This window comes from Ruegeria sp. AL12, from assembly GCF_056540885.1.
The window spans coordinates 166,400-183,290 of record NZ_JBQFXN010000005.1 but is presented as its reverse complement, the minus strand read 5'-3'; the positions used below and the strand labels follow the sequence as shown (position 1 = coordinate 183,290).

At 56.6% G+C, this 16,891-nt stretch carries 21 protein-coding genes; 9 read left to right on the top strand and 12 right to left on the bottom strand.

Annotation, left to right across the window (positions count from 1 at the left end):
• Window positions 1-45: 45 nt before the first annotated feature.
• Entirely contained in the window at window positions 46-198 is a 153-nt protein-coding gene (locus ACR0C6_RS14685; RefSeq protein WP_480446109.1) for a hypothetical protein, read from the top strand.
• 66 nt (window positions 199-264) lie between these two features.
• On the opposite strand, the gene ureG is transcribed toward ACR0C6_RS14685, so the two are convergent.
• The 10 genes from ureG to ACR0C6_RS14635 form a co-directional block, all read right to left on the bottom strand.
• On the bottom strand, window positions 265-894 hold the full coding sequence (gene ureG / locus ACR0C6_RS14680) for an urease accessory protein UreG (RefSeq protein WP_152459096.1): 630 nt from the start codon (window positions 892-894) through the stop codon (window positions 265-267).
• Window positions 891-1,544 (bottom strand): urease accessory protein UreF, encoded by a 654-nt coding sequence (locus tag ACR0C6_RS14675; protein WP_480619940.1) that lies wholly within the window; start codon window positions 1,542-1,544, stop codon window positions 891-893. Before ACR0C6_RS14675 ends, ureG begins: the two co-directional genes overlap by 4 nt.
• Window positions 1,528-1,980 (bottom strand): urease accessory protein UreE, encoded by a 453-nt coding sequence (gene ureE / locus ACR0C6_RS14670; RefSeq protein WP_171725862.1) that lies wholly within the window; start codon window positions 1,978-1,980, stop codon window positions 1,528-1,530. Before ureE ends, ACR0C6_RS14675 begins: the two co-directional genes overlap by 17 nt.
• Before the next feature lie 28 nt (window positions 1,981-2,008).
• Window positions 2,009-2,233 (bottom strand): DUF1127 domain-containing protein, encoded by a 225-nt coding sequence (locus ACR0C6_RS14665; RefSeq protein ID WP_171725861.1) that lies wholly within the window; start codon window positions 2,231-2,233, stop codon window positions 2,009-2,011.
• A gap of 121 nt (window positions 2,234-2,354) precedes the next feature.
• Window positions 2,355-4,115, bottom strand: coding sequence for an urease subunit alpha (gene ureC, locus ACR0C6_RS14660; protein ID WP_480619938.1), 1,761 nt, complete (start codon window positions 4,113-4,115; stop codon window positions 2,355-2,357).
• Window positions 4,090-4,422 (bottom strand): urease subunit beta, encoded by a 333-nt coding sequence (locus ACR0C6_RS14655; protein WP_480446106.1) that lies wholly within the window; start codon window positions 4,420-4,422, stop codon window positions 4,090-4,092. Before ACR0C6_RS14655 ends, ureC begins: the two co-directional genes overlap by 26 nt.
• Window positions 4,419-4,580 carry a hypothetical protein gene (locus ACR0C6_RS14650; protein WP_171169025.1) on the bottom strand — a complete coding sequence of 54 codons (162 nt, stop codon included), beginning with the start codon at window positions 4,578-4,580 and terminating at the stop codon, window positions 4,419-4,421. Before ACR0C6_RS14650 ends, ACR0C6_RS14655 begins: the two co-directional genes overlap by 4 nt.
• A gap of 18 nt (window positions 4,581-4,598) precedes the next feature.
• Window positions 4,599-4,901: an urease subunit gamma gene (locus ACR0C6_RS14645; RefSeq protein WP_152459090.1), complete on the bottom strand. Its 303-nt coding sequence runs from the start codon at window positions 4,899-4,901 to the stop codon at window positions 4,599-4,601.
• A gap of 1 nt (window position 4,902) precedes the next feature.
• Window positions 4,903-5,640: an urease accessory protein UreD gene (locus ACR0C6_RS14640; protein WP_480619936.1), complete on the bottom strand. Its 738-nt coding sequence runs from the start codon at window positions 5,638-5,640 to the stop codon at window positions 4,903-4,905.
• 407 nt (window positions 5,641-6,047) lie between these two features.
• Window positions 6,048-6,665, bottom strand: a complete 618-nt coding sequence (locus ACR0C6_RS14635) for a TetR/AcrR family transcriptional regulator (RefSeq protein ID WP_480446104.1) — start codon at window positions 6,663-6,665, stop codon at window positions 6,048-6,050.
• A gap of 101 nt (window positions 6,666-6,766) precedes the next feature.
• On the opposite strand from ACR0C6_RS14635, the gene ACR0C6_RS14630 reads away from it, so the two are divergent.
• The 5 genes from ACR0C6_RS14630 (at window position 6,767) to ACR0C6_RS14610 (ending at window position 12,931) form a co-directional block, all read left to right on the top strand.
• Complete coding sequence (locus tag ACR0C6_RS14630; protein WP_480446103.1) at window positions 6,767-7,915, top strand: efflux RND transporter periplasmic adaptor subunit; 1,149 nt, start codon at window positions 6,767-6,769, stop codon at window positions 7,913-7,915.
• A 3-nt stretch (window positions 7,916-7,918) separates the two neighbouring features.
• The gene (locus ACR0C6_RS14625; protein ID WP_480619934.1) at window positions 7,919-11,047 is read left to right on the top strand and encodes an efflux RND transporter permease subunit; all 3,129 of its coding nucleotides are present in this window, start codon (window positions 7,919-7,921) and stop codon (window positions 11,045-11,047) included.
• Complete coding sequence (locus ACR0C6_RS14620; RefSeq protein WP_171118908.1) at window positions 11,044-11,463, top strand: DUF2141 domain-containing protein; 420 nt, start codon at window positions 11,044-11,046, stop codon at window positions 11,461-11,463. The genes ACR0C6_RS14625 and ACR0C6_RS14620 overlap by 4 nt, the downstream gene beginning before the upstream one ends.
• Before the next feature lie 6 nt (window positions 11,464-11,469).
• Window positions 11,470-12,318 (top strand): ABC transporter six-transmembrane domain-containing protein, encoded by an 849-nt coding sequence (locus tag ACR0C6_RS14615; RefSeq protein ID WP_480446101.1) that lies wholly within the window; start codon window positions 11,470-11,472, stop codon window positions 12,316-12,318.
• A 346-nt stretch (window positions 12,319-12,664) separates the two neighbouring features.
• A complete protein-coding gene (locus ACR0C6_RS14610) occupies window positions 12,665-12,931 on the top strand; it encodes a hypothetical protein (protein ID WP_480619932.1) in 267 nt (88 codons plus the stop codon).
• 18 nt (window positions 12,932-12,949) lie between these two features.
• Here the strand turns inward: ACR0C6_RS14610 and ACR0C6_RS14605 are convergent, their stop codons facing one another.
• Window positions 12,950-13,147: a twin-arginine translocation signal domain-containing protein gene (locus ACR0C6_RS14605; RefSeq protein ID WP_480619993.1), complete on the bottom strand. Its 198-nt coding sequence runs from the start codon at window positions 13,145-13,147 to the stop codon at window positions 12,950-12,952.
• A gap of 253 nt (window positions 13,148-13,400) precedes the next feature.
• Window positions 13,401-15,008: a sulfatase-like hydrolase/transferase gene (locus ACR0C6_RS14600; protein ID WP_480619930.1), complete on the bottom strand. Its 1,608-nt coding sequence runs from the start codon at window positions 15,006-15,008 to the stop codon at window positions 13,401-13,403.
• 84 nt (window positions 15,009-15,092) lie between these two features.
• On the opposite strand from ACR0C6_RS14600, the gene ACR0C6_RS14595 reads away from it, so the two are divergent.
• The 3 genes from ACR0C6_RS14595 (at window position 15,093) to ACR0C6_RS14585 (ending at window position 16,827) form a co-directional block, all read left to right on the top strand.
• Window positions 15,093-15,260 (top strand): hypothetical protein, encoded by a 168-nt coding sequence (locus tag ACR0C6_RS14595; protein WP_480619928.1) that lies wholly within the window; start codon window positions 15,093-15,095, stop codon window positions 15,258-15,260.
• A 282-nt stretch (window positions 15,261-15,542) separates the two neighbouring features.
• The gene (locus tag ACR0C6_RS14590; RefSeq protein WP_480619926.1) at window positions 15,543-16,307 is read left to right on the top strand and encodes a helix-turn-helix domain-containing protein; all 765 of its coding nucleotides are present in this window, start codon (window positions 15,543-15,545) and stop codon (window positions 16,305-16,307) included.
• Window positions 16,308-16,449: 142 nt separating this feature from the next.
• The gene (locus tag ACR0C6_RS14585; protein WP_171118898.1) at window positions 16,450-16,827 is read left to right on the top strand and encodes a nuclear transport factor 2 family protein; all 378 of its coding nucleotides are present in this window, start codon (window positions 16,450-16,452) and stop codon (window positions 16,825-16,827) included.
• The last annotated feature ends 64 nt before the right edge of the window (window positions 16,828-16,891 follow it).

Sequence of the window (16,891 nt, the reverse complement as noted above, 5' to 3'; positions counted from 1 at the left end):
AGGCAAAGGAAAACGCATTTATTATCGAAGGACGCGGTGTCGCGGGTGGCAGCCAACGTCCCGAAGGGTTCGCGTGAATATTTCTCAGCGGCACTGAAAGATACCGCCACGAAAGGTGCGGAATTGATGGAAAAGCTTGGAGTCGCGCGTGGTAAAGCCTTTGCGCCAATCGAAAACAGAATGACGAAAAATCTATGAATTAGGTGCCTCTGAACGGCAGAGCCGATGACAGGTGTCGACAGATTGGCATCTTCGTTCTGAGCGTTAATTCCTTTCTGGAATCATTAACCCCCCCTTCTTCACTAAAAGGTCGACAATTGCGCCGACTCCTTTTTTGTGACGAAGGGACGTGAACAAAAAGGGCCGCCCTTTGCGCATTCTGGCTGCATCTCTATCCATGACCTCCAGTGAAGCGCCAACATGCGGCGCCAGATCGGTCTTGTTTATGACCAGGATGTCGGATTTCGTTATTGCCGGTCCGCCTTTTCGCGGGATTTCCTCTCCTGCTGCGACGTCGATCACATAGATTGTAAGGTCTGCGAGTTCTGGACTGAATGTAGCCGACAGGTTGTCGCCGCCACTTTCGATCAGAACGATGTCAAGATCGGGATGCCGGTTTCGCATTTCAGCGACCGCTGCAAGGTTTATCGATGCATCTTCACGGATAGCTGTATGTGGGCAACCCCCCGTTTCGACACCGATGATCCTGTCTCTTGGCAAGACCTGCAAGCGCATCAGCGCCTCGGCGTCTTCCTGAGTGTAAATATCATTGGTGATAACGCCCACTGAACAAACATCGCGCAGGGTTTCAGATAGGGCAGCCGTCAAGGTGGTCTTTCCGGCTCCAACCGGACCACCGATGCCAACGCGAAGAGGGCCGTTCATACTGCTCATGTTCGGAATATCCTTGAATACTGTATTTCGTGTCTCATCGACGCGATGTCCGTCAGGAACGCAGTCGAACTCAATTCGTTCAAGCCTGCCATTTGCGCTTGTTCAGCGATACGAGCACATAGCGGTGTCAAATTACGGATCAGTTTTTGAGCGTCGGTTTGCCCCAGCGGCACAAGGCGCGTTGCGCACGCGACCAAGTTGCTTGCAAATGCTTGTAGATACAGCTGTGTCGTTAACAGTATGGGAAGGCTCTGCAGATGCGCGGCGTAGCCCACAGACACTGGGTAGGAAAGCCGTTGGATGTCTAAATCCCAGACGTCTCCTGTGACGGTCCCGAATGCCTGCCCCAGCAATTCGGTTTCCATTTTTCTTTCCGATGATGCGCAGATCGCCCGTGCCTTGGTATCAACGCTGATAAGCTCATCATTATCCTGGGCGTTGTAAGCGGACACTACGAACAGAGCGTCATTCCATCCCGACCCATGTTCCAGCACATCAGAAATCCAGGCTTCGGCGTCTTGGGAGCTGGCGACTGCTCCTTCGTCAATTGCAGCTTCCAACCCATGAGAATAAGCAAAGCCCCCCACAGGGTATGCCGGAGACAACCACTGGGTCAGAGTCAGGATATCGGCGTCAGTGGGCGTGGCCATGTGTTCTGCCATGGCCATAGGCTCCGCCTTCGGGGTTGAACGGTTCGTGCACCTCGCGCACTGTGGCCCCGATTTTCAAAAGCATGTCTCGGATCACATGATCGACCTGGATCAACAGACGATCCTTTTCGATCTGGCAGGGCGTGTGGCGATTGCCGATATGCCATGCGATACGTGCCAGATCAGGAGCCGAGACCTCCAGCAAGGCTTCGGGCGCGGCCTGGATTTCAACCGCGCGCCCGTCGTCCAAGATCAGCGCGCCGCCGTGATCCAGTGAGGTTGTCTGAGCCAGGTCGACCAGAATCTGTTCGCCGCTTTCGCATGTTAAAACCTTTCGGCGCAAAAACCGATCGTCATAGGTCAACGACAGGCAATCGGCAGTGTCGTCGTGCATGTGATCCGAGTAACGGCGTGCGGTGCAGAGCAGGGCGGTCATACCGTCGCCTCCTCTGGAGCAGAAATGGTCAGAGCCAGATCGAATCCGAAAACACCCGATGCACGATCCGTTCGCGTGATAGGCCGCGTTTTTGCAACTCTTCGTCGCTGAGCGATTGCAGGAATTCGACTTGCCGCACGCGCGATTGAGCTTCGGCCACACTGATCAGAGCCCCATAGATTGATGATCCGATGGACGCGATCAGACCGGGCAGCGAAAAGCCTGCGTGTGATTGTGTTGCTGAGTGTGCCATTTGGACCCTCGTAAACGTTGGTCCTCCCTTGAGCATTAATATCTGTCATATCGGCCTCACGTTGAAGTGGGTGTTTGGTCATTTCTGCCTTGCGCACGGTGCAATGCAGCATAATTTTTAGTCAGAACATAAAATATCGCTGTGCCATCGGCAGCACTTCGGCCGGTTGGCAGGTCAGCAATTCACCGTCTGCCCGGACCTCATAGGTTTCCGGATCAACTTCAACATGCGGCGTCGCGTTGTTGAGCAAAAGATCCTGTTTGCCAATCTCTCGTGTGTTTTGGACAGCGACGGTCTGCTTCGCCAAGCCCAGTGTATCGCCAATCCTGTCGGCCTGTGCGGCCTCAGAGACAAATGTGATTGCCGAATGCTCGACCGAGCGGCCATAGGCCCCGAACATCGGGCGGCTATAGACTGGTTGCGGTGTGGGGATCGACGCGTTTGGGTCACCCATTTGGGCACAAGCAATCGTACCGCCCAGCAAAACCATCTCGGGTTTCACACCAAAAAAGGCAGGGTTCCATAGAACAAGATCAGCACGTTTGCCTTCTTCGATACTGCCAATCTCGCGGCTCAGGCCATGAGCAATGGCCGGGTTGATCGTGTATTTGGCGATATAGCGTCTGACGCGCAGGTTGTCGTTTTCGCCTGTTTCCTCGGGAAGGCGCCCGCGCTGTTTCTTCATTTTGTCGGCGGTTTGCCACGTCCGGATCAACACCTCGCCCACGCGGCCCATAGCCTGACTGTCGGACGCAATGATGCTGAACGCGCCCATGTCGTGCAGGATATCTTCAGCCGCGATGGTCTCACGCCGGATGCGGCTTTCAGCAAAAGCCACGTCCTCGGGGATGGATTTGTCGAGGTGATGGCAGACCATCAGCATGTCCAGATGTTCCTCGACCGTGTTCACCGTAAAAGGCCGCGTGGGGTTGGTAGAGGAGGGCAGGACATGGTCCTCACCGCAGATTTTGATGATATCTGGTGCGTGGCCGCCGCCCGCGCCTTCAGTGTGGAAAGCGTGGATAGTCCGACCCTTTATCGCGGCAACCGTGTTTTCAACAAACCCGGATTCGTTGAGCGTGTCAGTGTGGATCATCACCTGAACGTCCATCGCGTCAGCGACCGAAAGGCAGCAATCGATGGCCGCCGGGGTCGTACCCCAGTCCTCGTGCAGTTTCAGGGCACAAGCCCCGGCTTTGACCTGTTCCTCCAAAGCAGCGGGAAGCGAAGCATTTCCCTTGCCTGCAAAAGCAAGATTCATGGGAAAAGCATCCGCCGCCTGCAACATCCGGCCAATATGCCACGGGCCCGGGGTACATGTGGTCGCCAGAGTGCCATGTGCCGGGCCGGTGCCACCGCCAAGCATGGTCGTCAGGCCAGAATGCAGCGCGTCCTCGATCTGTTGCGGGCAGATGAAGTGAATATGGCTGTCGAACCCGCCAGCCGTCAGGATGCGACCTTCGCCCGCGATGGCCTCTGTGCCGGGACCGATGATGATGTCTACTCCGGGTTGCGTATCTGGATTTCCGGCCTTGCCGATCTTGGCGATGCACCCGTCCTTCAGACCGACATCCGCCTTGTAGATGCCCGAGTGATCCACGATCAGAGCATTGGTGATCACAGTGTCCACGGCACCTTCGGCACGCGTGGTCTGAGACTGCCCCATCCCATCTCGAATGACTTTGCCGCCACCGAACTTGACCTCTTCACCATAGACATCTTCGCGGTGGCCCGTTTCACTGAAACGCGCAGTTGTTGCGCGCTCCACGATAAGGTCTTTTTCTACCTCGATGATCAGATCGGTATCTGCCAATCGTACTTTGTCGCCGACCGTTGGGCCGAACATGGAGGCATAGTCACTCCGACTGATCTTGCCCGGCATCTTTCAGAGCCCCCATGATATGCATATTGAAACCGTAAATGTGCCGGCGCCCTTCAAATGGCACCAGAATAACTTCGCGAGTTTGGCCTGGCTCAAATCGCACCGCGGTACCCGCCGGGATGTCCAGCCGCATACCCAAAGCTGCATACCGATCAAAATCCAGGGCCGAGTTTGCTTCAGAAAAATGGTAGTGGCTGCCGACCTGTATGGGTCGATCGCCGGTATTGGCGACAATAACAAGACGGGTGCTGCGTCCCGCGTTCAACGTCAGAGAGCCTTCGGCAGGAATGATCTCGCCCGGAATCATTTCGGCAGCTTCAAAATCACGGTTATGGCGATGACCCCAATCAAAGCCAACCCAACTGCAAGCGCGGTGTAATCGCTGCCATGGGCGTGAATATGGGTATCCGAATGGGCCGTGGCCGGACCAGCCAGAATGAGAGCGGGAAACAGCATGCGGATCATGGGTGACTCCTTTGGAAATTAGCGAATGGGGTTGTGGACAGTCACAAGTTTTGTGCCATCCGGGAAAGTGGCTTCGACCTGCACCTCGTGGATCATCTCGGGCACGCCTTCCATGCAGTGTTCCCGAGAGATCACTTCAGCCCCAGCTTGCATCATGTCGGCGACCGAACGGCCATCGCGCGCGCCTTCGACCACGGCATCGGTAATCAACGCAATGGCCTCGGGGTGATTCAGCTTGACGCCACGCGCCAGCCGTTTGCGAGCGACCTCGGCGGCCATGGCCACCAGTAGTTTGTCTTTTTCACGAGGGGTCAGGTTCATGTCAAAGCATCCAGCATCGGGGTAATGTGTCGTTGTTCAGCCGGCGCAGAACCGGCATCAATGTGCGGCGCAGTGCAAAGCTGTCGCCGGCCAGAATGCGAATGACCAGTAGGTCTTTCCGGATCAGAGTTGCCCCGGCGGCGTCCGGTAGCAATTCCCTGACAGGCTCCAGATGACCTTCGGCGGAACCCGACATTAAGACGATCAGGGCCATCGCCCCTGCGCCGTTTGCAATATGCCGCTTAGCCAAGTGAGTGTGCCAATCACCAGCAAACCTAATCGCATCGAGAAACACCGGCGTTCCTTCGCGCCAAATCTCGATTTGATCGCGCAAGCGGATTTCAGTCAACGTTTCACCCATGGCGACGCGTCCAAAAACAAGCGGTTCCACCATCAGCATTTCGGCATCCGGTGACAGGTCGATCCTGAGGCGCCGGTCCAACGCACTGCCATTGTAAAGAATGGTCTCTTGCGGCAACCAGTTCAGCCGGGCTCCAGCCTCTACCGTCAAATGATTTGTAACCTGGCCCCATTCTTTGGGCTGGGCCTTGTAAGCGCGCTCGCAAGCTTGCGTAGTCAAGTTCAGTGCCGTGCCTTTTGCTGCCTTGCAAGAAAACCGAAATGAATCTCCTCCGGTCACTCCGCCTGCCGAGTTTAGCAGAACCGCATCAAGTTCAGGTGTCGTGGTTCTGGGGAATAGGCATTTGAAAGACCCAGATTGGCGAAACTTATTCAGCACGGTCCTGTTGCCCAATTGCGTGGTGCTTAAGCTGACGGTGCCTGCTGCGCGCGGTGGTACTGCGCTGTGCGCGGGTAATATGGTTGCAACTTGTGTAATAGGGCACCTACAGCGCTTCGGTTTGCTGCCACCTGTTTCTCTGTTGAAGTATCGGAACACTAACTTGCAGCGTCGGAATCTGCTTAATTTCCCATCATATGATTAAATTTTAGACAGCAACCATTGGCTTGGATGAAAAAATATGCGCATCTCGCCGATTTCCCAAATTGGGTTAAAGGTAAGTTGGGGAGGCTTCGTTTTCCTGAAGGATGGGCGGAAAGCTGTACTCAGCTATCCGCACGATTGCCACAGTGCGTCTTCCCGTTCGCAGGCTTTCATCAGCTTCAGGTAAACGCGCAACACAGGCTTCATTGACGCGCCAGCAGCGAGCTCAGAATGAAATCCTCCATGCTTCCAGCGATTTTGCTCATGGGCGTTTCCGACAGGACGCTGCGATACGCGCTTCCTTCCAGAACCTCTATCACCAATTGCGACGCCTGTAGCGGATCCGGAACAGCGCGCAGATCTCCTGCGTCAACTCCGCGTTTCACTACTTCTTCAAGCGCCTCGGTCAGTCTGGCTCGGTTTTCGACGAACAGTCGCGCGATATCCGGTTGACGAACGGCTTCGCTCGAAATCTCCAAGGTGAGGATGACGTTCTCCGGCGCAGCCAGATAGTTGGCGTAGGCCTTGATGAACTTTTTCAACACTTTGGGTGCGGGTGCATTTGAATTCAGGACTTTCAGAAACGGCTCCAGCTCGCGGCGTTCAAGCATCGCGATTTCCACAAGCACGTCATGCTTGCCGCGAAAATGGTTGTAGAGGTTTCCAAGGCTGACGCCCGCCCGCGATGCGATATCGCGGACGCCGGTCTGATGATAGCCGCGTTCGAGAAAACACATAACGGCGGCCTCCAAAATCTGGTTGCGGCGCTTGGCTGTTGCCTTTTCCCGGGTGGACCCTGGTTTTTTGGTGTTTTCGGGCATTTTGGTTTTTTCATATTGAACGAACGATCGTTCACAATATATGACATCCAATCGTGCCCCACAAGGCGCAATGGTTCAGGCGGCTCAGGAAAAACAGGACAATGACAGACAAAACCTCAGAAGCTCAGCGAAGACCAGCCCGACGATGGCTCTGGATTGGATTGTCGCTGATGCTGTTTGTGGCGGTCGTCATCCTGTTATTTGACGCGGAAGATACGGTTGATGTTCAGGCAGCAAACACCTCACCTCCGCCACCGACCGTCTCTGTCGTAACTGTTGTTCCGGAAACCGTGCAGGCGCGTGTTTCTGCATTTGCCGAAGTTCGGCCTCGTTGGGATGCCGAGCTGCGGTCTGCTGTGTCCGGGCGCATCACCGCAGTCCATGCCGGCGCTTTGGCCGGGACACAGGTGGAAGGGGGCGACCCTTTGTTTTCAATCGAAAATGCCCCCTATCAAAGCGCCGTTGCAGCCGCCGAGATGGAGCTTGAGCGAGCGGAGCTTGCACTGTTGCGCGCGCAGAACAACGTAACCGTCGCGAAACGGCAGTTCGAACGAGACGGGGTGGAACCGCCAAACAAATTGGCCGTGAACCTGCCGCAATTGCGCGTCGCCGAAAAAACCGTTGCAGCGGCGCAGGCACGCCTGAATGCGGCGAGAAATGACCTGAAGGACGCAGAAATTGTTGCCCCGTTTTCAGGCTTTGTCACCCGTCGTTTTGCCAGCCTTGGCCAGACGGTCAACCCGGGCGATCCCCTGATACACCTGTCGGACAACCGGCAATTCGAACTGGTTGCCGGGTTCAGCCAAGCGGATTGGGCGCTGTTCGATCATCCGATCTCTGGCGTTGCTGCTGACCTGACGCACCGTTCGGGCGAAAACCTGGGTCAGGCACGCGTCCGGCGTGGAGGCGGTTTTCTGGATCAGGACACACGACAGGTGCGCGTCTTTTTGGATGTCGCAAACCCCGGTGACGGCATACTCGCCGGAGACTTTCTGAAAGTGCACATTCCCGGACGGCGAATTGCTGACACCGTGACCCTGCCGGAAAGCGCCCTGACGCGCGCGGGGTACATTTGGATAGTGGATGAAAACGACCACCTTGAGAGGTTCAGCCCGAACATCCTGTTCCGCAGCGAAGGTGCTGTCACGATACAGACGCCCGACGGGAACGGCCCATGGCGCGTGGCCAAGACACCTTTGGCCTCGTTTCTGCCGGGTCAGCGCGTCACGCCGCTGTCGGATGGGGGTTGAGCCATGCACGCGCTGACATCCTGGTTTATCCGCAACCCTGTCGCCGCCAATCTGATGATGGCGCTGATCCTCTTTCTTGGGGTGCAGACGCTGCTGAATATTCGGATCGAGGGCTTCCCTCGCATACCTGCGGAAAGCGTTACGATTTCGATCGAGTTCCCGGACGCCACTGCCGAACAGGTCGATGAATTGGTGACCCACAAAGTTGAGCAGGCGCTGGAAGGGTTGGAGGGCGTGCGCAGTGTGACTTCGCGATCCCAAAACGATCTGAGTGTCGTGACCGTCCGCCGCGCGGGTGGCCAGAAACTGCAAGCCGTTCTGGATCGTGTCCGCATTCGCATCGATGGGTTGACCGATCTGCCCGATACCGCGCGCCGCCCTGTGATCGAAGCGTCGGGTTTCGATTTTCCAGCGCTCTATCTGAACCTTTACGGCGAAACAGACCCGGCCACATTGCAGAGCCTGGCGCAGCGCCTGAAAGAAGAGCTGCTGGCGCAACCGGAATTGTCCCGGCTGCAAATCTGGGGTCTGATCCCGCGGGAACTGCGCATCGAAATCGACCCTGCGCTGCTGCGCCACTATGGCCTGACCGTCGCGGATGTGACCCGCGCAATCGAGGAAAACTCGGTGGCATTTCAGGCAGGCCGTTTGCGGACCGAGGGCGGCACGATCTATCTGCGGGCCGATGATCGCGCAAAATACGCTCCTGAATACGCGGCCCTGCCGATCATCGAACGTGACGACGGGTCTTTTGTGCCCTTGGGTGATATCGCCAAGATCGAAGACGGGTTTCAGGACGGCGAGTACCTGTTTCGGCTGAACGGCAAGCCAACCGTCGGGATGGAGGTTCTGGTCGGGCAGAAAGAGAACCTGCTGACGATCAGTGACGTTGTGCGCCGCACGGTGGATGAGTTCAGCCGCCAGTTGCCGTCGCAGGTTCAGGTCGAGGTCTGGGGCGACAGCGCCGGCTATATCTCGGACCGGCTGGCGCTGTTGCGGTCCAACGGGGTGCAGGGGCTGATCCTTGTGACCTTGATGCTGTCGGTGTTTCTGAACGTGCGCCTGGCCTTCTGGGTCGCCATGGGCATTCCGGTTTCGGTCATGGGGGCCATAGCCGTTTCGGGTTCAAAATGGGTGGATTATTCTCTGAACGATGTCACCACCTTTGGTCTGATCATCGCCTTGGGCATTCTGGTTGATGACGCCGTTGTGGTTGGTGAAAGCGTTTTCGAAGAACGCCGCAATGGCAAAGACCCGATAAGAGACACGGAACGCGGCGTGCATCGCGTGGCGGTTGCGACTGTCTTTGGCGTGCTGACCACAATCGCGGCCTTTTTCCCGATGCTGTTAATCGACAATCCGCTGGGTAAGGTGCTGGCCGGGTTTGCGGGGATCGTGATCCTGACGCTGATCTTCTCGCTCATCGAAAGCAAATTCATCCTGCCCGCCCATCTGGCGCAGGTTTCGATGGGGCAAGATCGTAGGTACCTTTTGACCCGCCTCTGGGGTCAGGTACAGGATATTGCACAGGGCGGCTTGGACTGGGTGCGGGATTGCATCTACCAGCCTTTACTCGTTGCGGCGGTGCGACAGCGTTACGCCGTACTGATCCTGTTCATTGCCGCTGCAACGTTGGGGCTTGGCCTTATGTACAAGGGCAAAGTCAAGACGGTGTTCTTTCCCGAGGTGCCCGGACAGGTCATCACGATGAATCTGGAAATGGACGCCCGCGCGCCCTTTGCTTTGACCCGCACTAATGTGGACCGGATCGAAGCTACGTTGAATGGCCTGAACGCCGAGCTTGCCGAGGACGCAGGTATGGCCACGCCACCCGTTCAGACGGTGTTCAGCATCATCAACAGCGCTGGTAGCGCGCAAATATACGCCGAGATGATCCCGGTGGCCGAACGCCCGGACGTTCCGATCCTGACTGTTGTTCGTGAATGGCGCGACCGGGTTGGTGCGGTCGAAGGCGCGACCGAGTTGGAGTTCACCGGATCGGAAACGCTCGCCGGGGGCTTCCGCATACGGTTGGCGTCAAAAGACGAAGACCTGCTGCGACAAGCCAGCGTCGAGATGAAAGACTTTCTGTCGAAAATCGAGGGCGTGGCGAATGTGCGGGATGGGCTGGCGGGCGGCCAGCCCGAGCTGAAACTCCGCCTGCGCCCGGACGCACGGCATCTAGGATTCAATGCCGAGGCTCTGGCCCGACAGATTGGCTATGGGTTTGGCGGGGCCGAGGTGACCAAGGTCAGGCGCGATTGGGCCGAAGTTCGCGTGGTCGTACAGAACGCGCGGGAAAACCGCGATACTCTGGCCGATCTGATGCAGACCCAATTGCGCAGCGCATCCGGTGCTTGGGTACCGCTCGAGACGGTTGCTGAGATCGAAGGCGCCTACACTTCTGGCACTGTCGATCGCCGCGACGGCAAGCGCATGAACATCGTGGCCGCGTCCATCGACCGCGATCGTGTCGCCCCCGAAGAGGTTGGTCAGGCGGTGTTCGATCAGCTGGTTCCGAAACTCCGCGCCAAGTATCCCAGCCTAGCAGTCCTGCCTGCCGGCGAACTGGAAGAGATGGCTGATATCAGCGATGGCCTGAAACGTGCGCTGCTGCTGGCGGCGGTTCTGATTTATGTGCTGATGGCCGTGCCGCTGAAAAGCTATTGGCAGCCGTTCGTCATTCTAGCCATTGTCCCCTTTGGCTTTATCGCGGCCGCCGTCGGGCACCTGATCATGGATGTTTCACTGTCGCTGTTTTCGTTTTTCGGCATGCTGGCGCTGACCGGTGTGATCGTGAACGACAGTCTGGTCATGATCACCCGATACAATCAGGCGCGCGAGGAAGGCCAGCCCGTGGATCTGTCCCTGAAGAGCGCAGGTATTGGACGTTTCAAGGCAATATTTCTGACCACCGCAACGACGGTGATCGGCCTGCTGCCTTTGCTGACCGAAACATCCGAGCAGGCGCAGTATCTGATCCCTGCCGCCATTTCTCTGGCTTTTGGGGAACTGTTCGGCACCGCCCTCATGCTGCTGCTGGTGCCGGTGCTGATTGCCATTACCGAAGATGTCCTTGTCGTCTTCAAGCCAGCCCCGCCGCACCCTTCCGGAGAAAGGACACAGTCATGACACGTAGCATTCTGGCCCCCGCATTCGCCCTGATGGCGCTTGCAACGCCTGCCGCATCTGATGGTCTGAACGTGATTGTGGAGGGTATCCGCAACGCCAAGGGAAACATTGTGATCCTCGTTTTCGACGACGCGCGCGCCTTTGACGGTTTGGATGTCCAGAGCGCGATTGACTACGCCCAGGTTCCGTCCCGCAAAGGCAGTGTCAGCCATGAGTTTCCCGACCTGACGGCCGGCCCTTATGCTGTGCTGCTGTTTCACGACGAAAACAAGGACGAAGACCTGAACATGACCGAGACGAAGCTTTTGGAGGGGCTGGGTTCAACCGGCGCCCCGAACCCTCAGGACTTGCCTGATTTCAGGGCCGCCTCGGTCTGGCCGGGCGATGTCCGCGTTCGTGTCCACTATGATCCGTGATGCCGCATGCTGAGGAATAGAAAACTGACTATAGGCACGTTGCTGAGCGTGTTTCGGTGGCGTGTCGGGATCACCTGGTTTCTGATACTGTCGGAAACTGCATTAACCGTGTTGATCCCGCTGTTCATCGGCTTTGCCATCGATGGATTGCTGCGCGGACAGTTTCAGCCCTTTGTGCATTTGGGCGCTCTCATGGTCGCCCTCACGCTGATCGGCGTGATCCGGCGGATATACGATACGCGCGTCTACGGAACGATCCGCGTCGAGCTGGGCAAGGCGCTTGCTGCGCGTTTTTCAAACCTGCCGATTTCTTCGTTGAACGCCCGGATCGGAATGGGGCGCGAACTGGCCGACTTTCTGGAAGAGATCCTGCCTTCGGCAATTTCAGGAATCATCCAGTTCGTCGTCTCAGCAATATTGCTGTTTTACTTCTCGCCGGTGCTGGCTCTGTCAGCCTGCGGGGTGCTTGTGGGAATGATATGCATCTACGCCCTGTTTCATTCGACGTTCTGGCAATGGAACCGGGCCCTGAATGAGCAGATGGAACATCAGGTCAGCATTCTGGAGCAACGCCGCGTCCGCCCGGTGCTTGTCCACCTGACGAAACTGCGTCGTTTCGAAGTGAAGCTCTCGGATACCGAAGCCTACCTGTACGGTGTGATCTTCGTTCTGCTGATAGGTCTGATCCTGTTCAACCTGTGGTTCGCGACGCAAAATCTGGATGCGACACCCGGAATGATCTTTTCGATTGTCAGCTACTCATGGGAATTTGCTGAAGCCGCGCTTGCTTTGCCGATCACGTTCCAATCCTGGTCCCGGCTGTCCGAAATCACGGTCCGATTGCAGAGAGGATGATCAGATTTTCAAACTGCAAGTTGCGTGGAACAGGTGTTGCAATAAGGTGTTGGTCTTCTCGTGACCGCTGTTGAACCACCCTCCAGCATGCGGCAGGGCAGCTTTTTGTGGCAAATACCCTGTGCGATTGCTCTGCGGCAAAACTGTCAGAGGCCTGTAACGCGGGAAAAGCAGATTTCGAAACAATGGCAGTGTCTCTGCGCAGGTCAGAGTGTTGAATGGAATGTCGTATAGGCTGTAGCTTTGCCAAGACAGCGTCGGCGGGATCTTTCCGGCCGGGAAGGATCAGCCAAGCCAGCCTATCTGCAATTGCTTAGGTTCAGGCTGTATAACGCCTGAGAACGTTATGCGTGATTTGCTGAGTGGTGCGATCCTTCCACTTGAGACCCAGGAACCAATAGATGGTGCCCGCGCAGAAGACCTCGCCCTGGCCTTCGATCAGCTGCGCCCAACCAGTTTGCGAAACCGTGTCCTAGCGCGATACGATGTATTGCTCGGCCACCGTGGCGCCTATGCTGGGCGATGTGATACGGGCCGCGTTCGGATCAATATCTTTGTTGAAAGCGCTGACCTTGATTTCGATCCCGTCTCCTCGACGGCAGCAGAACCGTGAGGAGTACCCGATCAAAGGTCATTCAAGCCCCGGTTCGGACTGTCGGGCCTCAACCTTGGTTGTGACGTTGTTGCAGGCAGCGCCCAGCATCGCAGGCGATGCGGCCACGCTCATGGAGGCTTTCAAAAAGCCGCGGCGGCTAAGGTGGTCAGTAATCAAAGCAGAGGTTTTTTGTGCACGGTGATTTGTCCAGCTGGGTTGGAATGCGGTTGGCACATCGGTCAATCGATCCGCAAAAAAACCACACCAGGTCAAAGCCTAAAAAGCCAGTTGCTACCGGGTTGAACAATATCGGGGCAAACACTGGCGCCGATGCGTTCAAAGATTGCCTTAGAACATTACCTTCCTCGGCATTCCATTGGCTTGTGCCTCGCGGAATCTTGTCCAAGCCTTGGGGAGTGGCCCAGTGTTGTCTTGACTGCATAGGTTGTCGTTGGCGCGCGGGCAGGTTCCGCGTGCCATCCAGGCTTCACTCTTGCCAGCTCATGAAGACCTGCCGCGCCTTTTCGCTTTCGGGGCGCAGGTTCTCGATGCCGCCATAGGGGACGTCTTTACCGATTTCCGAGTTCGGATACTTGGCGATCATCTTCTGATGTCGCTTGATCATGTCCTGGAACGATGCGCCGGCCCAGAGGGAATACCCGACCAGCGGATGCAGTTCGCGCGGGTCGCGGTAGATGTTGTACGTTGGCGCGGCGGCTCCGGGCGCGCCCGGCGCAGGCAGGTGCATCTTGAACTCCTGTTTCACGACCGAGCGAAGAACCGGGCCCTCGTACACATAAACGTAGTCGCGGCGTCCATTGCCTTCGCCTTCCAGCAGCAGGGCCGTCTGATCGATCCCATCGATCACCCGATCACGCGGGATATAGTCAGTGGCGCCAGCGATACGCGCCATCGTCGTGTAGATATCCGAGACATGAAAAATGTCACCGGCGGCGCTGTCAGCCTCGATCACACCGGGCCAGCGAATGAATGCATCCGTGCGCACACCCCCTTCGAGATGTTGGGTCTTGCCGCCGCGATAGATCAGTTGGTTCAGCCCGGATGTTCCTTCGTAATGGTACATCAACCCGTTGTCGGCCATGATCATGACGATGGTGTTGCCCGCCTCGCCGGTCTTCTCCAGCGTGTCGAGAATTTCGCCGATCCAACCGTCCAGAAGCTGCAACTTGTCCGCGTGGAAGCCTCCGTTGCGTGACAGCGCCTGATCGGGATAGACAAAGTTCAGCGGATAAAGCGGCCAGTATTGCAGGAAAAACGGCTCATCCAAGGCTGCGACACGCCCGAGCTGTTCAATGGCCTGCGTCTGGTAGCGCTCGTTCATCTCTTCGTATTTGGCTTGGGTCCATTCTTCACCTGCGGCCATGTCAACCTCGCGGGCTTGCCCTCCGGCCTCGGCTTCGACACCTGTAACCAAACCATAGGGCTTGAAACGCTCATCCAGCAGAAGGGCATTGTTCTGTCCCGACGCGTGGTATCCCAACATGTTGTTCGCCTGCATCGCCTCGCGGGTCATCAGGCTCAGCTGCACCTGCTGATGCAGCGGGAAGGCCGCCCAGTCAAAGCCCTGATTGTGCGGATAGGCCTCTTCGATATCGCCCTGATGCCATTTGCCGACATGCGAGGTGTTGTAGCCTGCCTGTTTCAGGATTTCCGGCAGCGTCACTTCGCTGGCAGGAAGCCCTTCCCCCACCAAAGCCACTTTCACCTCTTCCACGCCGGCCCGGATCGGGTGGCGCCCGGTCAGCATGGCCGTTCGAGTGGGCGTGCACGACGGCTCGGTATACATCCGCATCAACGACATGCCTTCGCTGGCAAAGTCATTGATATTCGGGGTTTCAATGCCCATCACATAGTTGAGTTTGCGTTCGCCCATCTGGCCAAAGCTGATGTCATCGATGAGGATGTACAGGAAATTCGGGGATTTGCCGCCGTTGGCTTCCCGAATTTCAGCCAGCCTCGCATCAATCTCGACGTCCTGCGCATCCCATTGCTCGCCAAATTGGGCGCGCAGGAACGCGAATTCACCGTCATGCACAATCGCGTCTTGTTGTGCGGCCGATTGTGTGGTGCTCAACGCTGCTAGCAAACAGGCTGCGATGCCAGTCCTTTGGACAACATTAGTCATTCTTCGTTCCCCCTTTGGTGCTCCGGAAGTTCATTGCCTGAACAATCAGGTCGCGACACTTTGCTGAAAGAGATTGGTTTGAATGATGCGCCAGCTCAGATAACCGCTGGTGTTCTGGTGGCGTTAGAAACGTCACCACGCGCTCTGATCGGGCATCAGCCTCCGGAAGCCGTGGTCGGCCCATGGTGGCGAGGTTTGTAGTTTTTGCTGACACTTGACTCCCCGCGGTTCGAATTCGCTACATTACCGGTAAAGTGTCAGGCTCTGGGAATGGACCACATCAAGAATTCGCCAAATTCGCAAAAGGGTGTCCCTTCCGTATCAGACGGGGTTACGCCCACAGCCGTGCTGAATTTCGAACACCCCAACAAAATCGGGGAAATCACGCCGTGGGAGATAGACTTCCGACAGCTCGATCCCGGTCGGTTGTCGACGTCCATAAGGGTGCGCTCAGGGCGATCGGTCTCCGCTCTCAGCATCGCGATGAACCAACGCGTTCATCAACGTGGTGTTTCGCCCAAGGGCTGGATGACGTTCGGGATTCCGTCAAATGGTGCGGTCGACAAATGGCAGGCAAAGGACGTAACCGATAACGCATTCCTGTCCTTCGGTGACAGTGATGGGTTTGACGGTATTTCGACGGCCGGTTTCACGGGAAATGTCATTTCCTTCCAAACCCAAAGATTGGAGAATTTTGCAGAGTCCTGCGGATTTCACCTGGCGCGCGACAACCCGGATGCCCACAGACTGAGGTCCAAAGCAGGTTTGGCCAGCATGGCGAATCTGGAGGGTCGCGTAGCCGGGCTTCTTAACAGTGTTGATGCGCAGTGGTCTGAGGCGGCTGAGCAGGCCCTGATGCTTGAAGCCTTGGTTATCCTGACCGACGACGAAGCGCATTTTGACAGAAGTCAGGCGGGCACCAGGCGGCGTGCCCTAGATCGCGCAACCGATCTTATGGTTGCCAATCTGGAAGACCCGATTTCAATTGAAGAGATTTGTAAAGAAAGCGGGGCGTCTTGGCGAACTCTGGATCGCGCGTTCAAGGAACAGTTCGGACAAAGCCCCAAGTCGTATTATATGCGTCTCAGGTTGAATCGTGTTCGCGAGGACCTTCTAACGGGGTCTTTCAACGGAACGATAACCGATGCTGCAAACCGGCTCGGATTTTGGCATATGGGCCAGTTCGCGCGCGACTACAGGCTGTTTTTCCGAGAGCTGCCGTCTGAAACAAGGGGCGTGCAGAAATAGGTTTCCCATACCAATTCCGCTCTTCAGCACCCGGAAGTATCAGGGCAGGGGCCAATCTTTGCAGAACCGTCTCATTTTGATCTTTGTCAAGGTTGGATGCGGCCCGACGAGATACAGTCACCAATGTATCAGGAGGTCTTGCATGGAAAGACTGGTTGAAATTGGGCGGACATTTGTTCAGGCGATGCGTGATCGCAATGGCTTGGCAAGTGTTGACGAGATGTATGCGGAAAACGCTCAATCCATAGAGGCGGTTGTGCCTCCGGTGCGGCAATTTCGGATTACGAAGGGTCGCGACGCCATCAAAGCAAAGCGGGAAGACTGGCTGAAAACGCATGAAATCCAAACGCTTACGGCAGATGGTCCTTTTGTTCATCCGCCCAATCGCTTTGGCGTGCGTTTCAATGCCGAGGTCGTGCAGAAAGACACCGGACAAAGAATGAACCTTAGCGAGATTGCCATTTATTCCGTTGAGGATGGCAAGATTGTACTCGAAGAGTTCTTTATGTTGCCAAAATAGCGAACGGCGCCCGGCAACACGGGTTCCCAAGCGCTTGCGTCCATTTCAGGAAGCCTCGCTAGGA

Excerpts from the sequence above, each read along its gene's own strand:
- ureG (WP_152459096.1), bottom strand. The coding sequence starts at position 894 with ATGAGCAGTATGAACGGCCCTCTTCGCGTTGGCATCGGTGGTCCGGTT.
- ACR0C6_RS14675 (WP_480619940.1), bottom strand. The coding sequence starts at position 1,544 with ATGGCCACGCCCACTGACGCCGATATCCTGACTCTGACCCAGTGGTTG.
- ureE (WP_171725862.1), bottom strand. The coding sequence starts at position 1,980 with ATGACCGCCCTGCTCTGCACCGCACGCCGTTACTCGGATCACATGCAC.
- ACR0C6_RS14665 (WP_171725861.1), bottom strand. The coding sequence starts at position 2,233 with ATGGCACACTCAGCAACACAATCACACGCAGGCTTTTCGCTGCCCGGT.
- ureC (WP_480619938.1), bottom strand. The coding sequence starts at position 4,115 with ATGCCGGGCAAGATCAGTCGGAGTGACTATGCCTCCATGTTCGGCCCA.
- ACR0C6_RS14655 (WP_480446106.1), bottom strand. The coding sequence starts at position 4,422 with ATGATTCCGGGCGAGATCATTCCTGCCGAAGGCTCTCTGACGTTGAAC.
- ACR0C6_RS14650 (WP_171169025.1), bottom strand. The coding sequence starts at position 4,580 with ATGATCCGCATGCTGTTTCCCGCTCTCATTCTGGCTGGTCCGGCCACG.
- ACR0C6_RS14645 (WP_152459090.1), bottom strand. The coding sequence starts at position 4,901 with ATGAACCTGACCCCTCGTGAAAAAGACAAACTACTGGTGGCCATGGCC.
- ACR0C6_RS14635 (WP_480446104.1), bottom strand. The coding sequence starts at position 6,665 with ATGCCCGAAAACACCAAAAAACCAGGGTCCACCCGGGAAAAGGCAACA.
- ACR0C6_RS14630 (WP_480446103.1), top strand. The coding sequence starts at position 6,767 with ATGACAGACAAAACCTCAGAAGCTCAGCGAAGACCAGCCCGACGATGG.
- ACR0C6_RS14625 (WP_480619934.1), top strand. The coding sequence starts at position 7,919 with ATGCACGCGCTGACATCCTGGTTTATCCGCAACCCTGTCGCCGCCAAT.
- ACR0C6_RS14620 (WP_171118908.1), top strand. The coding sequence starts at position 11,044 with ATGACACGTAGCATTCTGGCCCCCGCATTCGCCCTGATGGCGCTTGCA.
- ACR0C6_RS14615 (WP_480446101.1), top strand. The coding sequence starts at position 11,470 with ATGCTGAGGAATAGAAAACTGACTATAGGCACGTTGCTGAGCGTGTTT.
- ACR0C6_RS14610 (WP_480619932.1), top strand. The coding sequence starts at position 12,665 with ATGCGTGATTTGCTGAGTGGTGCGATCCTTCCACTTGAGACCCAGGAA.
- ACR0C6_RS14590 (WP_480619926.1), top strand. The coding sequence starts at position 15,543 with ATGAACCAACGCGTTCATCAACGTGGTGTTTCGCCCAAGGGCTGGATG.
- ACR0C6_RS14585 (WP_171118898.1), top strand. The coding sequence starts at position 16,450 with ATGGAAAGACTGGTTGAAATTGGGCGGACATTTGTTCAGGCGATGCGT.